The sequence below is a fragment of the Kitasatospora sp. CM 4170 genome, assembly GCF_032110285.1.
GTDB classification, from domain to species: Bacteria; Actinomycetota; Actinomycetes; order Streptomycetales; family Streptomycetaceae; genus Kitasatospora; species Kitasatospora aburaviensis.
On sequence record NZ_CP134877.1, the window covers coordinates 2,882,318 to 2,897,511 of the forward strand.

General features: G+C 72.0%; 13 protein-coding genes. 1 reads left to right on the forward strand and 12 read right to left on the reverse strand.

The window, feature by feature from the left end:
* Positions 1–17: 17 nt before the first annotated feature.
* The 3 genes from RMN57_RS11685 to RMN57_RS11695 all read right to left on the reverse strand — a co-directional run bounded on the left by RMN57_RS11685 (position 18) and on the right by RMN57_RS11695 (position 2,295).
* A complete protein-coding gene (locus RMN57_RS11685) occupies positions 18–956 on the reverse strand; it encodes an RluA family pseudouridine synthase (RefSeq protein WP_313763330.1) in 939 nt (312 codons plus the stop codon).
* Positions 957–997: 41 nt separating this feature from the next.
* A complete protein-coding gene (lspA, locus tag RMN57_RS11690; RefSeq protein ID WP_380233541.1) occupies positions 998–1,729 on the reverse strand; it encodes a signal peptidase II in 732 nt (243 codons plus the stop codon).
* Between the two features lie 62 nt (positions 1,730–1,791).
* Positions 1,792–2,295, reverse strand: a complete 504-nt coding sequence (locus tag RMN57_RS11695) for a TraR/DksA family transcriptional regulator (protein ID WP_313763332.1) — start codon at positions 2,293–2,295, stop codon at positions 1,792–1,794.
* A 617-nt stretch (positions 2,296–2,912) separates the two neighbouring features.
* Between RMN57_RS11695 and ileS the strand changes: the two genes are divergently transcribed.
* Complete coding sequence (ileS, locus tag RMN57_RS11700) at positions 2,913–6,041, forward strand: isoleucine--tRNA ligase (protein WP_313763333.1); 3,129 nt, start codon at positions 2,913–2,915, stop codon at positions 6,039–6,041.
* Between the two features lie 203 nt (positions 6,042–6,244).
* Here ileS and RMN57_RS11705 read toward each other — a convergent pair whose 3' ends face one another.
* From RMN57_RS11705 to ftsW, 9 genes are all read right to left on the reverse strand, one after another.
* Complete coding sequence (locus tag RMN57_RS11705) at positions 6,245–7,579, reverse strand: DivIVA domain-containing protein (protein WP_313763334.1); 1,335 nt, start codon at positions 7,577–7,579, stop codon at positions 6,245–6,247.
* Positions 7,580–7,638: 59 nt separating this feature from the next.
* Positions 7,639–7,920 (reverse strand): YggT family protein, encoded by a 282-nt coding sequence (locus RMN57_RS11710; protein ID WP_148645520.1) that lies wholly within the window; start codon positions 7,918–7,920, stop codon positions 7,639–7,641.
* A gap of 93 nt (positions 7,921–8,013) precedes the next feature.
* Positions 8,014–8,616, reverse strand: a complete 603-nt coding sequence (locus tag RMN57_RS11715; protein ID WP_238740332.1) for a cell division protein SepF — start codon at positions 8,614–8,616, stop codon at positions 8,014–8,016.
* Positions 8,617–8,836: 220 nt separating this feature from the next.
* A complete protein-coding gene (locus tag RMN57_RS11720) occupies positions 8,837–9,649 on the reverse strand; it encodes a YggS family pyridoxal phosphate-dependent enzyme (RefSeq protein ID WP_313763335.1) in 813 nt (270 codons plus the stop codon).
* A complete protein-coding gene (gene pgeF / locus RMN57_RS11725) occupies positions 9,649–10,380 on the reverse strand; it encodes a peptidoglycan editing factor PgeF (RefSeq protein ID WP_313763336.1) in 732 nt (243 codons plus the stop codon). Before pgeF ends, RMN57_RS11720 begins: the two co-directional genes overlap by 1 nt.
* Positions 10,377–11,606, reverse strand: coding sequence for a cell division protein FtsZ (gene ftsZ, locus RMN57_RS11730; RefSeq protein ID WP_313763337.1), 1,230 nt, complete (start codon positions 11,604–11,606; stop codon positions 10,377–10,379). The genes pgeF and ftsZ overlap by 4 nt, the downstream gene beginning before the upstream one ends.
* A 364-nt stretch (positions 11,607–11,970) precedes the next feature.
* A complete protein-coding gene (locus RMN57_RS11735) occupies positions 11,971–12,777 on the reverse strand; it encodes an FtsQ-type POTRA domain-containing protein (protein ID WP_313763338.1) in 807 nt (268 codons plus the stop codon).
* On the reverse strand, positions 12,770–13,876 hold the full coding sequence (gene murG / locus RMN57_RS11740) for an undecaprenyldiphospho-muramoylpentapeptide beta-N-acetylglucosaminyltransferase (RefSeq protein ID WP_313763339.1): 1,107 nt from the start codon (positions 13,874–13,876) through the stop codon (positions 12,770–12,772). Before murG ends, RMN57_RS11735 begins: the two co-directional genes overlap by 8 nt.
* A gap of 6 nt (positions 13,877–13,882) precedes the next feature.
* On the reverse strand, positions 13,883–15,190 hold the full coding sequence (ftsW, locus tag RMN57_RS11745; RefSeq protein ID WP_380233542.1) for a putative lipid II flippase FtsW: 1,308 nt from the start codon (positions 15,188–15,190) through the stop codon (positions 13,883–13,885).
* Positions 15,191–15,194: the final 4 nt, after the last annotated feature.

Consider the following 15,194-nt stretch of genomic DNA (forward strand, 5'->3'; position numbering starts at 1 on the left):
TCGGCCCGCGGCCGCGGTCAGCTCTCCGCCGCGATGGTGTCCAGCGCCTTGCGCAGGTCCGCCGGGTACTCGCTGGAGAACTGCACCCACTCGCCGTCGGCGGGGTGCTCGAAGCCGAGCGAGACCGCGTGCAGCCACTGCCGGGTCAGCCCGAGCCGCTTGGCCAGCGTCGGGTCGGCGCCGTAGGTGAGGTCGCCCACGCAGGGGTGGCGCAGCGCCGACATGTGCACCCGGATCTGGTGGGTGCGGCCGGTCTCCAGCTTGATGTCCAACAGCGAGGCGGCCCGGTAGGCCTCGATCAGGTCGTAGTGGGTGACGGACGGCTTGCCTTCGCGGGTGACCGCCCACTTCCAGTCCGAGCTGGGGTGGCGGCCGATCGGCGCGTCCACGGTGCCGCTGAGCGGGTCCGGGTGGCCCTGGACCAGCGTGTGGTACTTCTTCTCGGTCACCCGGTCGTGGAACTGCCGCTTGAGGTCGGTGTAGGCGCGCTCGGACTTGGCGACCACCATCAGACCCGAGGTGCCGACGTCGAGCCGGTGCACGATGCCCTGGCGCTCGGCGGCGCCCGAGGTGGAGATCCGGTAGCCCGCCGCGGCGAGCCCGCCGATCACGGTCGGGCCGGTCCAGCCCGGGCTGGGGTGGGCGGCGACGCCGACCGGCTTGTCGACGAGCACGATGTCCTCGTCGTCGTGGACGATGCGCATGCCCTCGACGTGCTCGGCGACGATCCGCACGGGCGCGGCGGGGGCGGGGATCTCGACCTCCAGCCAGGAGCCGGCGGTCACCCGGTCCGACTTGCCGGCCACGGTGCCGTCGAGCGTCACCTTGCCGTCGGCGGCCAGCTCGGCGGCCTTGGTCCGGGAGAAGCCGAACATCCGGGCGAGGGCGGCGTCGAGACGCTCGCCCTCCAAGCCGTCGGGAACGGGGAGGCTGCGGATCTGCGCTGCGGTACTCACCCGTACGAGTATGCCGGACGCGCGGCCCCGCTCCTCGCGCGCTACTTGTCCTCGGAGCCCGGGCCGCCCCGGCCGGCCTCGTCCTTCGCGGCCGGCTGGTGCACGGTGCCGTCCGGGTTGCTGCCCCGGAAGGAGAGCAGGACGACCAGGATGCCGCCGCAGACGATCGCCGAGTCGGCGAGGTTGAAGACGGCGAAGTGCTGGACGGAGATGAAGTCGACCACGTGCCCGCGGAAGACGCCCGGCGAGCGGAACAGCCGGTCGGTGAGGTTGCCCAGCGCGCCGCCGAGCAGCAGTCCGAGCGCGATCGCCCACGGCAGGCTGTACAGCCTGCGGGCGATCCGCCAGATCACCACGATGACGGCCGCGGCGATCATCGTGAAGACCACGGTCAGCGCCTGGCCCATGCCGAAGGCGGCACCGGAGTTGCGGATGACCTGGAAGGTGACGACGTCGCCGATCACCTTGATGGCCGCGTGGTTCTCCAGCCGGGCCACCACGAGCAGCTTGCTGCCCAGGTCGATCAGGAAGGCGAGCAGCGCGACGACGAGCAGGACGCCGATCCGCCGGCGGCCCTTCGGCGCCTCCTGCTCCGCCGGGGCGGCGGTCACCTCGCCGGGCTCGGCCACGGCCTCCTCCACGGCTTCGGCGGGGGTGGGGACGGCTTCGTCCCGCGTCTGGGGGGAACCTTGCGTACTGATGATCCGCTCCGCTGCCGATGGGGGTCCCCCCGCTCGTCGTCGGGGGGCGGGGGCCTCCGGTCGCCTGCCCAAGCCGGTCGGGCGACGTTACGGGGTCGAGCGTACGGCAAGCCCGACCCCCCGCGTCGCCCCGGTCAGCGGCGTTCCTGCTTGGCCTTGCACTGGACGCAGAGCGTCGCCCGGGGGAAGGCCTGCATCCGGGCCTTGCCGATGGCCTGGCCGCAGGACTCGCAGATGCCGAACCCGACGCCCTCCAGCCGGGCCAGCGCGTGCTCGGTCTGGGCGAGGCTGTCCCGGGCGTTGTTGGCGAGGGCCAGCTCGCTCTCCCGCGAGATGTTCTTCGTACCGGCGTCCACCTGGTCGTCGCCGGCTCCGTCGTTGGAGTCGCGCATCAGGCCCGTGATGGCCGCCTCGGCGGCGTCGATCTCCCCGCGCAGCCGGTCGAGCTCGCTGATCAGCTCGGCGTGCAGCTCGTGCACCTCCTCCGAGGTCCACGGGTCCTCGCCCGGGCGGACCGGCAGCTCGGCCGGGTCCACCGACTCGGCGCCGCGGGGCGCGGTGGCGGCCGCGGTGCGGGCGCGGCCGGGGGCCACGAGCGTGGCGTCGTTGCTGGTCTTGTGCCGTGCGGTAGTAGTCACGGTCCCCTCCCCTGGTTCTCCTGCCACGGCCTTGCGTGCCCGCTTGGTGGCGGTACCCGCGCCGGTTGCCTTATCAGCCATGGCTTCGACCCCATCTACGAACGAATCGAGCCGCCGGTTCCCGGCGGCTTCCAGTGCCGGAACGATAATCCCCATCAAAACCGGTCACAACATGACATACCGACGCCTCACCATGATCCCACCCGGGCAGCCGCCACAGCCGCCCCACCTGCGCGCTGACCAGAGTTGTGCCCAGATCACCCCCGCCTAACCACCCCCGCGCAGCGCACCGGGAACGGGTCGCCGCGGCGCCGCGGCGACCCGGCAAACCGACTTGCGGCGGCCGATACACTGGGCCTGCAAGGCGCAGATGGGACGAGTACCGACGTACGCAGCCACCAGCGACCCGGGGACGGTGCGAGCCCGGGGGTGTGCGCGGCGGGAAGATCACCCCGGAGCCGCCGGAAGAACGGCCACCGGCCTACTAGACCCGGCAGCAAGCCCAAACAAGAGGGCCGCACGCAGCACCGCGGCCAAGGAGGGTGGTACCGCGGGACGGCATGCCGTCTCGTCCCTCCGTCGGATCCAGTCCACATCCGCCGGAGGTAGACGCCGCGATGAGTTCCTACAACCCCGTCCCCGCGCAGGTCGACCTGCCCGCCCTGGAACACCAGATCCTCTCCTTCTGGCAGGACAACAAGGTGTTCCGGCGCAGCCTGGAGCAGTCCGAGGGCCGCCCGGAGTGGGTCTTCTACGAGGGCCCGCCCACCGCCAACGGCATGCCCGGCGCCCACCACATCGAGGCCCGCGTCTTCAAGGACGTCTTCCCCCGCTACCGGACGATGAAGGGCTACCACGTCGCCCGCAAGGCCGGCTGGGACTGCCACGGCCTCCCGGTGGAGCTCGCCGTCGAGAAGGAGCTCGGCTTCTCCGGCAAGCAGGACATCGAGGCCTACGGCATCGCCGAGTTCAACGCCAAGTGCCGCGACTCGGTGACCCGGCACACCGACGCCTTCGCCGAGCTGACCACCCGCATGGGGTACTGGGTCGACCTCGACGAGGCCTACCGGACGATGGACCCGTCGTACGTCCAGTCCGTCTGGTGGTCGCTCAAGCAGATCTTCGACAAGGGCCTGCTGGTCCAGGACCACCGCGTCGCCCCCTGGTGCCCGCGCTGCGGCACCGGCCTGTCCGACCACGAGCTCGCGCAGGGCTACGAGACCGTCGTCGACCCCTCGGTGTTCGTCCGCTTCCCGCTCACCGGCGGCCCGCTGGCCGGCGAGGCCGCCCTGCTGGTCTGGACGACCACCCCCTGGACCCTGGTCTCCAACACCGCCGCCGCCGTCCACCCCGAGGTGGTCTACGTGGTGGCCACCGACGGCAACGAGAAGCTGGTCGTCGCCGAGCCGCTGCTGGCCAAGGCCCTCGGCGAGGGCTGGGAGGCCACCGGGCAGCGCTTCACCGGCGCCGAGATGGAGCGCTGGGCCTACCGCCGCCCCTTCGACCTGGTCGAGATCGAGGACGCGCACTACGTCCTCAACGCCGACTACGTCACCACCGAGGACGGCACCGGCATCGTCCACCAGTCCCCCGCCTTCGGTGCGGACGACCTCGCGACCTGCCGCAGGTACGGCCTGCCGGTGGTCAACCCGGTGCTCGCCGACGGCACCTTCGCCCCCGAGGTCCCGCTGGTCGGCGGCCAGTTCTTCAAGAAGGCCGACGAGGCCCTGGTCGCGGACCTCAAGGAGCGCGGCCTGCTCTTCCGCCACCTGCCGTACGAGCACAGCTACCCGCACTGCTGGCGCTGCCACACCGCCCTGCTCTACTACGCGCAGCCGTCCTGGTACATCCGGACCACCGCCGTCAAGGACGCGCTGATCCGCGAGAACGAGGCCACCAACTGGTTCCCGGAGACGGTCAAGCACGGCCGCTTCGGCGACTGGCTGAACAACAACATCGACTGGGCGCTCAGCCGGAACCGGTACTGGGGCACCCCGCTGCCGATCTGGCGCTGCGAGGAGGGCCACCTCACCTGCGTCGGCTCGCTGGCCGAGCTGACCGAGCTGACCGGCTCCGACCAGAGCGGCCTCGACCCGCACCGCCCGTTCATCGACGACGTCACCTTCGCCTGCCGCGAGTGCGGCGGCACCTCGACCCGCGTGCCCGAGGTCATCGACGCCTGGTACGACTCGGGCTCGATGCCGTTCGCCCAGTACGGCTACCCGTACCAGAACAAGGAGCTGTTCGAGAAGCGCTACCCGGCGCAGTTCATCTCCGAGGCGATCGACCAGACCCGCGGCTGGTTCTACACGCTGATGGCCGTCGGCACCCTGGTGTTCGACAGGAACAGCTACGAGAACGTCGTCTGCCTGGGCCACATCCTGGCCGAGGACGGCCGGAAGATGTCCAAGCACCTGGGCAACATCCTGCAGCCGATCCCGCTGATGGACCAGCACGGCGCCGACGCCGTCCGCTGGTTCATGGCGGCCGGCGGCTCGCCCTGGTCGGCCCGCCGGGTCGGCCACGGGACGATCCAGGAGGTGGTCCGCAAGACCCTCCTCACCTACTGGAACACCGTCGCCTTCCAGGCGCTGTACGCCCGCACCACCGGCTGGGCCCCCTCGGCCGCCGACCCGGCCCCGGCCGACCGTCCGCAGCTGGACCGCTGGGTGCTCTCCGAGCTCAACACCCTGGTCCGCGAGGTCGACGCGGCCTTCGAGGCGTACGACACCCAGCGCGCCGGCAAGCTGCTCTCCGGCTTCGTCGACGACCTCTCCAACTGGTACGTCCGCCGCGGCCGCCGCCGCTTCTGGCAGGGCGACGCCGCCGCGCTCGCCACCCTGCACGAGGCGCTGGAGACGGTCACCCGGCTGATGGCCCCGCTCACCCCGTTCATCACCGAGCGGGTCTGGCAGGACCTGGTCGTCCCGGTGGTCCCGGACGCCCCGGCCTCGGTCCACCTGGCTACCTGGCCGGAGGCGGACGAGTCGCTGATCGACGCCGACCTCTCCCGGCACATGTCGCTGGTGCGCCGCCTGGTCGAGCTCGGCCGGGCCACCCGCGCCGAGTCCGGCGTGAAGACCCGTCAGCCGCTCTCCCGGGCGCTGATCGCCGCCCAGGGCTGGGAGGAGCTGCCGGCCGACCTGCGCGCGCAGATCGCCGAGGAGCTCAACGTCTCCACCCTGGAGTCGCTGGCCGAGGTCGGCGGCTCGCTGGTCGACACCACGGCCAAGGCCAACTTCCGTGCGCTGGGCAAGCGCTTCGGCAAGGGCGTCCAGGACGTCGCCAAGGCGGTCGCCGCCACCGACGCCGCCCGCCTGGCCGCCGAGCTGCGCGCCGACGGCCGGACCTCGGTCGAGCTGAACGGCGAGACGGTCACCCTGGCCCCGGACGAGGTGGTCATCACCGAGACGCCGCGCGAGGGCTGGGCCGTCGCCAACGAGTCCGGTGCCACCGTCGCCCTCGACCTGACGATCACCCCGGAGCTCAAGCGCCTCGGCATCGCCCGCGACGCGATCCGCCAGATCCAGGAGGCCCGCAAGAACTCCGGTCTGGACGTCGCCGACCGGATCGTCCTGCGCTGGCGGGCGACGAGCGAGGAGACCGCCGAGGCCGTCGCCGAGCACGGCCCGCTGGTCGCCGAGGAGGTGCTGGCCACCGACTTCGCGGCCGGCGCCGCCGACTGGGAGTCCGAGACCTTCACCGACGAGGGCCTGGGCCTCGCCTTCCAGCTCCGCAAGGCCTGACCCCGCCCGAAGCGGCCGGCACCTCCCGAGGTGCCGGCCGCTTCGGCTTTCCCGCGCAGACCCGCCCGAACCAACGACCCCCGGAACCAGCGGGCCGCCCGAGCCGGCGGCCGCCCGAACCGCCAGGCGCGCCCGGGAACGGCGAAGCGCCCCCGCCCCGACCCGAAGGTCGAAGCGGGGGCGCTTCGGAGTGCCGACCGCGACTAGTTGTCGCCGTCCTCGTCGATCAGGAACCCGCGCATCGGCGCCGGCGCCTGCTGCATCGGCTGCGGCGGCTGGGGCCGGACCGCCGCCATCGGCTGGGTCATCCCGGCCGGCTGCATCTGCGGGGCACCGGTGTTGCCGCCGGAGGTCTGCCCGCCGAAGCTCGGGGCTCCCGAGCTCCCGCCGAACGAGCTCTGCCCGCCGAACGAGGGCTGGTTCCCGCCGAAGGACGGCTGGTTGCCACCGAAGCTCGGGGCACCGCCGCTCATCGCGGACGCACCGGCCGGAGCCATCGACGACGCGGCCGGCGGCAGCGAAGCGGTGGCCGGGATGCGCGGCGGGGCGAGCGAGTCGTCCGCCTGCGACTCCAGCTGGCGCAGCTGGGTCTCCAGGTACGACTTCAGACGCGTGCGGTACTCACGCTCGAACGCCCGCAGGTCCTCGACCTTGCGCTCCAGCGTGGCCCGCGCGGACTCCAGCGAGCCCATCGCGACGCGGTGCTTCTCCTGCGCGTCCCGCTCCAGCGCGTCGGCCTTGGCGCGGGCGTCCCGCTCCAGGCCCTCGGCGCGGCTGCGGGCCTCGCCGACGATCTTGTTGGCCTCGGAACGGGCCTCGGAGATCGCCTGGTCGGCGGTCTGCTGGGCGAGCGCGAGCACGCGGGCAGCGCTGTCGCCGCCGGGGCCCTGCTGCTGCATCGGGCCGCCGAGCGGGCCGCCCATCTGCTGCGGGGCGCCCATGGGGCCACCCATCTGCTGCATCTGCTGCTGGCCCATGCCCTGGCCCATCGGGTTGCCCATGCCCTGCGGGCCGCCGGGGCCGCCCATCGGCTGGAGCATCTGACCGCCCATCGGCTGGACCAGCTGCTGCTGGCCGCCCATGGTCTGGTTCATCTGCTGCTGCGGGCCGCCCATCTGCTGGGGACCACCCGGACCGGCCGGGAGCTGCGGGGCACCGGACGGCAGGCCGAGGGGCTGGTTGCCCATCTGCTGCTGCGGGCCGCCCATCTGCTGGGGACCACCCGGGCCACCCATCGGCTGCGGGCCGCCGGGGCCGCCCTGCTGGCCGGGGACCGGCGGGCCGGATATGGCAGCCGGCACGGGAGCGCCGGGCCGCGAGTCCTGCGGCGGCTCCTTGCGCATGTTGGCCTGGTTCTGCGCGGCGGCACGGGTCGCAGCGGCCAGCTTGGCACGCAGGTCCTCGTTCTCGCGGAGAAGGCGGGTCAGCTCCGCCTCGACCTCGTCGAGGAAGGCATCGACCTCGTCCTCGTCATAGCCTTCGCGCAGGCGGACGGTCGTGAACTGCTTGTTCCGAACGTCCTCGGGGGTCAATGGCATCTCTTCACCTCAACGTGATCGTCGGCACACCGGCATCCTGTCGCATCGCTCACCTACGACTAGGGCCGCACAAGCGAGATCAGGACATACACAATGATCATCAGTACGAAGAAGGACAGGTCGAGCGCCACGCCCCCGAGACGCAACGGCGGGATGAACCGCCGAAGAAGCTTGAGCGGCGGATCCGTGACAGTGTACGTGGCCTCCAGGACCAGGACCATGGCCTTGCCGGGCCGCCACGAACGTGCGAACTGGAACACCCAGTCCATCACCAGCCGCACAAGCAGGAACACCAGGAAGACGGTCAGCGCGTAATAGAGCACCGCCCACACGATCCCCATCGCGCTTCCCTCTCCCCGGTTCTCGGCCCTCGGGCCGTGCCGCCTGTCGCTAACTCGCTGTCGATCAGATCCACACGTAAAGTCGTGGCCGGGTCAGCTCTGGTTGAAGAACCCACCCTCGGCGATCCGAGCCTTGTCCTCCGCCGTGACATCGACGTTAGCAGGCGACAGCAGGAACACCTTCTGTGTCACGCGCTCGATACTGCCGTGCAGACCGAAGACGAGTCCAGCGGCGAAGTCTACGAGGCGCTTGGCGTCGGTGTCGTCCATCTCGGTCAGATTCATGATCACCGGAGTCCCGCCGCGGAACTGTTCCCCGATGGTACGGGCCTCGTTGTAGGTCCGGGGGTGCAGCGTGGTGATGCGGTAGGGCTCTCGTTCGTTCACTACCTTGGGCATGATCACCGGGGCGCTCTTCTCCAGGTTGTGGCGGCGTTCGGGTGTGATGGACGACACTGGGGCCATCCTCGGGGCCTCCTGCCGGATCGGGACCGCGGCCGGCACCGGCTGCGGCGTGATCGAGGAGACCGGGGCGGGTGCCGGAGCGGCCGGCCGGGGGATGTCCTCGGTCCGTCCGGCGCGGATCGGCTCGGGGTCCGCGTCGTAGTCGTCGTCGGGGTCGTACCCCTGGCCGTCGTACGTCTCGTCCTCCACGAGGCCGAGGTAGACCGCCATCTTGCGCATTGCGCCGGCCATGCTCCTGTCTCCTCCGCTGTGGTGGACCGTCCCGGCGGCCGGGCCCACGGCCCCGCTGCGGAGTCCGCGGTTCCGCCCGCGACGACCCGCCGGGCCGACGGCCGGTCAGAAGTCGTGGGGAGGGGGCCGCGGAGCTGCGATCCACGGTTGGCTAGCGCTCTGGAAAGCTGCTAGTTTCTGTCCTATTTTGTCCTGCAGTCTGATCTACTACCCGGTGACGTTACCTGAGGGGTGACCGCACTCCGAGTACCGCCGTTCCGACGCGCACGTGTGTCGCCCCGGCGGCAACGGCCTGCTCCAGGTCCCCGCTCATTCCCGCGGAAACCATGGTGGCAGCCGGATGGGCTGTCCGTACGGCGGTTGCGATTTCCGCCAGCGCCGCGAACGCGCGGACCGGGTCACCGGCGAGCGGGCCGGCCAGCGGAGCGACCGTCATCACCCCGTCCAGCCGCAGCCCGGGCGCCTCGGCGATCGCGTCCGCCAGCGCCGCGACGTCGGCCGGGGCGACCCCGGCACGGTGCTCGACCCCGCCCGGCACGGCCGCGCCGGCGGGCGGCACGTCCTTGTCCAGCGCGACCTGCACCAGGCAGCCCAGCTCCGGGCGGTCCGACTTGAGCACCGCCGCGGAGAGCGACTCCACCAGCCGCAGCCGGTCGACCGAGTGCACGTGGTTGGCGTACCGGACCACCGAGCGGACCTTGTTGGTCTGCAGCTGGCCGACGAAGTGCCAGTCCAGCGGAAGGTTTCTGCACTGCTCCGCCTTGGGCGCGGCGTCCTGGTCGCGGTTCTCCGCGACGTCGCTGACGCCCAGTGCGGCCAGCAGCGCGGTGTCCTCGGCCGGGTAGGTCTTGGTGACCACGACCAGCTTCACCTCGTCGCGCGCCCGCCCCGCGGCGGCGCAGGCGTCGGCGATCCGCCGCTCGACGACCTCCAGATTGGTGCCGAGCTCCTCGTACCGGGCCCGCTGCCCCTCCGTCAGGCCGGCGAGGAATTCCCGGCTGCCCGGGAACGGTCCGTAGATGTCGTTCGTCATCAGAGTTCAGAGCCCAACCAGACGTAGCTCGCGAGCCGGCCCGTGCGCTGCTCACGGCGGTAGGAGTAGTGATCGGCGGATTCGAGGGTGCAGACCGGTGATCGCACCGGCTCGGTGACTCCCGCGGCGGCGAGCTGGGCCGCCACTCCCGCCGGCACGTCCAGCGCGGGGGTGCCCCAGGAGGTCTCCGCGTACGCCGCCGGGACCACTGCGGCCACCTCGGCGCGCAGCGCCTCCGGGACCTCGTAGCAGCGGCCGCAGACCGCGGGGCCGACCGCGGCGGTGATCCGCCCGGGCTCGGCACCCAGCTCCAGCATCGCCCGGACCACCGCCGGGACCACGCCGGCCGCCAGCCCGGGCCGGCCCGCGTGGGCCGCGCCCACCACGCCCGCCACCGGGTCGGCCAGCAGCACCGGCGTGCAGTCGGCGGTCAGCACCGCCAGCGCGAGCGGCCGGTCGGTGACCACGGCGTCCACCACGGGGGCCTCCCCCGCCGGCTGGCGCTCCGTCACCACGGCGACGTCCGCGCCGTGCACCTGGTTCATCCAGACCACGTCCGCCGGGTCCAGCCCCAGCGAGCGGGCCGCGATCGCCCGGTTCTCCCGGACGGCGGCCGGATCGTCCCCCACCGCACCGCCGAGGTTCAGCTCCCCGTACGGCGAAGTGCTCACCCCGCCCCACCGGGTGGTGAAGGCGAAGTGAGCACCGTTGCGGTCCGTGCGTTCGATCACTTAAGGAAGTCCGGGACGTCGAGCTCCTCGGCGGGGCTCTCCACGAACGGCTGGCGGGCCGGCTGCACCTGCGGCGGCACCGGGGCGGCGGTCGCGGTGGCCGGGGCCTCCGCCGAGCGCGTCGGCGCCGGGGCCTCCGCCTCCTGGCGGGCGGTCACCGAGCCGATGCTCCCGTACGAGGGGCGGCTCGCCGGGCGCTCCGGCGCGGCGGCCGGGGCGGAGGCGGCCGGGGCCTGCTGACCGGCCTTGACCACCGGGTCGCGGACGATGGCGGGCGGCTGGCCGCCGTCGAACCCGGCCGCGATCACGGTGACCCGAACCTCGTCGCCGAGCGCGTCGTCGATGACCGCACCGAAGATGATGTTGGCCTCGGGGTGCGCGGCCTCGCTGACCAGCTGGGCGGACTCGTTGATCTCGAACAGGCCGAGGTCGGAGCCGCCGGAGATGGAGAGCAGCACACCGCGGGCGCCGTCGATCGAGGCCTCCAGCAGCGGCGAGGAGATCGCCATCACGGCGGCCGCCTTGGCGCGGTCCTCGCCGCGGGCCGAGCCGATGCCCATGAGCGCCGAACCGGCGTCCGACATGACGGACTTGACGTCGGCGAAGTCGAGGTTGATCAGACCCGGGGTGGTGATCAGGTCGGTGATGCCCTGGACACCGGAGAGCAGCACCTGGTCGGCGGAGCGGAACGCGTCCAGCACGCTGACCTGGCGGTCCGAGATGGACAGCAGCCGGTCGTTGGGGATCACGATGAGGGTGTCGACCTCTTCGCGCAGGCTGGCGATGCCGTCCTCGGCCTGGTTGGCGCGACGCCGGCCCTCGAAGGTGAAGGGGCGGGTGACCACGCCGATGGTCAGCGCGCCGAGCGAGCGGGCGATGTTGGCCACCACCGGCGCGCCGCCCGTGCCGGTGCCGCCGCCCTCGCCGGCGGTGACGAAGACCATGTCGGCCCCCTTGAGGACCTCCTCGATCTCCTCGCGGTGGTCCTCGGCGGCCTTCCGGCCGACCTCGGGATTGGCGCCGGCGCCGAGGCCCCGGGTGAGTTCACGGCCCACATCGAGCTTGACGTCGGCGTCGCTCATCAGGAGGGCCTGCGCATCGGTGTTGATCGCGATGAACTCGACGCCCTTGAGACCGACCTCGATCATCCGGTTGATGGCGTTGACACCACCGCCGCCGATACCGACGACCTTGATGACTGCGAGGTAGTTCTGCGGTGCTGCCACGTCGAAGGCCTCTCGCCTCGAATTTCCGGGTCGGCCGACGCCCGGTGGGGTGCCGTACCGACGGATGTCGATGGGTAGGGAGCCTGGTTTCTGACTGAATGTCCGAAATGCCGACCACCGACCCCAACCCTAAACTTGACGTTTAGGGTTAGTCCTGTGCCCCCGTCACATCACCAGGGGACACAGTCTGGTGACACAGGACACTAGGTGGCCGCTGGCACGTGTTTCAACGAACACGCCGAGCTTCCCTTTTTCTTTTGAGCCTATGTGATCATCGGCCGGCCGATGAAACCGGGGTGACCACCAAGGTTCGGGCCGACGTCGAAAGCCGTCAACCCCTCCCTCAATCACAGAACCTACCGGATCATCCGGACACCGCCGGCGCCTCGGGCGCACTCACGTCGAAGTTCGTACCCTTCTGATGCATCAGTGCCACCAGGACCCGGGCTTTTCGATCGATTTGCTCCGCACTCCCCCAGCGAACTGTGGTACCCCCGCTGAGCTGCAACTGGATGTCGTCGTAGGAGTGCACCAGCACCGCCCCGGCCCGTTGCCGGATCTCGGCCGGAAGTCCGGCGGCGACCGCCACCGCGGCCTGGACCAGTTGGGGCCGGCCGAGCACCGGCTCCGCGTCGGCGGCCTGCTGGCTCAAGCGGAGCTCGACCACCGGGACGCCCGCGGGCGCCGCCGCCTCGGTGGCGAAGCTCACGCCTGCGGCGTCCACCTGGGTGAAGCGGCCGTCCTCGCCCTTCACGGCGGCGACCGCGGTCCGCTGGGTGAGCTTCACCCGCAGCGTGTGCGGCCACCCCCGCCAGACCTCGGCGCCGGCCACCCGCGGGATCGCCTCCACCCGCTTCTTCACGTCGTCGAGGTCCACCCGGGCCAGCGGGCCGCCGCCGAGCTCGCCGATGGCCGCGCGGACCTGGTCGGCCGTCAGCTTGTCGTCCGCCGCGCCCTGGACCGCGACGCTGCGCACGTCCAGGGCCGGGGAGAAGAACACCAGCCAGGCCAGCACGCCGACCACCGCGGCGCCGAGCGCGCCCAGCACCGCGATGCCCCGCCGGGAGAGCCGGAGCCGGGGAGCGTACTCCTCGTCCCCGAACTCCACCTCGTCCCGCGGGTACCCCCGGCCGGCGGCCGGGGGCGGGTCGGCGAGCCGGCCGTCAGCCACGGCGGCGGCCACCCCGGGCGGCGTCGATCGCCTCGTACACCATGCCGACCAGCAGTTCGTCGGCGTCCCGACGGCCGAACTCGGCCGCGGCCCGGCTCATGTCCCAGAGCCGCTGCGGGTCGGTCAGCACCGGCAGCACGTTCTGCAGCACCCAGTCCGGGGTGAGCTCGGCGTCGTCGACCAGCAGGCCGCCGCCGGCCTTGACCATCGGCTGGGCGTTCAGCCGCTGCTCGCCGTTGCCGATCGGCAGCGGGACGAACGCGGCGGGCAGGCCGACCGCCGCCAGCTCGGCCACCGTCATGGCGCCGGCCCGGCAGAGCATCAGGTCGGCCGCGGCGTAGGCGAGGTCCATCCGGTCCACGTACGGCACCGGGCGGTACGGCGGCATCCCGGGGATGTCGTCCACCTGCGGCAGCTCGTTCTTCGGGCCGACCGCGTGCAGGATCTGCACGCCGTACTGCTGCAGCCGCGGCGCGATCGCGGTGACGGTCTCGTTCAGCCGGCGGGCGCCCTGCGAGCCGCCGGAGACCAGCAGGGTGGGCAGCCGCTGGTCGAGGCCGAAGTAGTGGCGGGCCTCCGGGCGGGCCGCGTTGCGGTCCAGCGTGGCGATGGTGCGGCGCAGCGGGATGCCGATGTACCGGGAGTCGCGCAGCTTGCTGTCCGGCGTGGAGACGGCGACGAAGTCGCTGTACCGGGCGCCGATCTTGTTGGCCAGGCCGGGCCGGGCGTTGGCCTCGTGCACCACGATCGGCACACCGGCCCGCTTGGCGGCCAGGTAGGCCGGCATCGCGACGTAGCCGCCGAAGCCGACCACGACGTCCGCGTTGACCCGCTCGATGATCTCCTGGGCGGCCCGGACGGTGCCGCGCAGCCGGCCCGGGACGGTGATCAGCTCGGGGGTGGGCTTGCGGGGCAGCGGGACGGCCGGGATGAGCTCCAGCTGGTAGCCGCGCTCGGGCACCAGTCGGGTCTCCAGGCCGCGCTCGGTGCCGAGGGCGGTGATCCCGACGGACGGGTCGTGCCTGCGGAGTGCGTCCGCGAGGGCCATGGCCGGCTCGATGTGACCGGCGGTCCCCCCGCCGGCGAGTACGACATGCACCGAAATTCACCGCTCCCTGCGTGCCGGCCCGGGGGCCGGGCGCGCTGTGGTTCGTCGTCGTGGCAGCACCCGGGCCAGTCGTCTCCTGATCCGGGAGTTCTTGCTCCGGGCGGCCAGGGCCGCCTTCGCGCCCGAGCTGCTGCGTGCCAGGCAGAGCAGCACCCCGATCGCGGACATGGCCGACAGCATGGCGGAACCGCCGTAGGAGAACAGCGGGAGCGGGACGCCCGCGATGGGCAGCAGTCCCAGCGCCGACCCCAGGTTGATCACGGCCTGCGCCATGATCCAGGTGGTGGCGGCTCCCGCGGCGTACCTGACGAAGGGGTCCTTCGTACCGATGGCCACACGGATACCCGCGTAGCCTAGTGCCGCGAAGAGACCGATCACCGACAGCGTCCCCACCAGGCCGAGTTCCTCGCCGGTCGCGGCGAAGATGAAGTCGGTGTGCGCCTCCGGGAGCTGGCCCCACTTCTCCACCCCGGCGCCGAGGCCGGAGCCGAAGAGGCCGCCGAGGCCGAACGAGTAGACCCCGTGCAGCGCCTGGAAGCAGGCGCCGGCCGGGTCGAGCTTGGTGACGCCGATGCAGGAGAGCCGCTCGGCCCGGTGCGGGACGGTGACCACCAGGGCGGTGCAGACCACGACGGCCACGCCGAGGGTGGCGACGAACAGCCGCAGTGGCGCGCCGACCATCCAGAGCAGGCCGAAGAGCATGGCCACCAGGATCATCGAGGTGCCCATGTCACCACCGAGCATGATCATCGCCAGCAGCAGCAGCGCGCCCGGCACCAGCGGGACCAGCAGGTGCTTCCACTGGTCGAGGGTGCCGTTGCGCTGTTTGCGGGCGAGCAGGTCGGCGCCCCAGAGCACCAGGGCGAGTTTGGCGAACTCGGACGGCTGGAACTGCATCAGGCCGAGATCCAGCCAGTTCCGGTTCCCGTTGACCTCGACCCCGACGCCGGGGATCGCGACCAGCGCGAGCGCGCCGATCACCCCGAACATCACCGGGTAGACGATCACCCGCAGCACCGCCACCGGCACGGCCGCGAAGCCGATCAGCAGCACCAGGCCGAGCACCACCGCGACCAGCTGTTTCAGGAAGTAGTACTGCGCCGAGCGGTGCTGGCCCAGGGCCAGGATCTGCGAGGCCGAGAAGACCATCATCAGGCCCAGGACGACCAGCAGCAGGGTCGAGCCGATGATCAGCAGGTAGGGCGTCAGCGGCCGGTCCAGGGTGTACCGCAGGCGGGCCCGGAAGGCCTGCAGGCGGGCCACCGGGCCGGCCGACTTGTAGGCGGTCGTGGTGGCCGAGATCACCCGC

Bases quoted from the DNA above. Each gene is read 5' to 3' on its own strand.
- ileS (WP_313763333.1), top strand. From the start codon at position 2,913: ATGAGTTCCTACAACCCCGTCCCCGCGCAGGTCGACCTGCCCGCCCTG.
- RMN57_RS11705 (WP_313763334.1), bottom strand. From the start codon at position 7,579: ATGCCATTGACCCCCGAGGACGTTCGGAACAAGCAGTTCACGACCGTC.
- RMN57_RS11710 (WP_148645520.1), bottom strand. From the start codon at position 7,920: ATGGGGATCGTGTGGGCGGTGCTCTATTACGCGCTGACCGTCTTCCTG.
- RMN57_RS11715 (WP_238740332.1), bottom strand. From the start codon at position 8,616: ATGGCCGGCGCAATGCGCAAGATGGCGGTCTACCTCGGCCTCGTGGAG.
- RMN57_RS11720 (WP_313763335.1), bottom strand. From the start codon at position 9,649: ATGACGAACGACATCTACGGACCGTTCCCGGGCAGCCGGGAATTCCTC.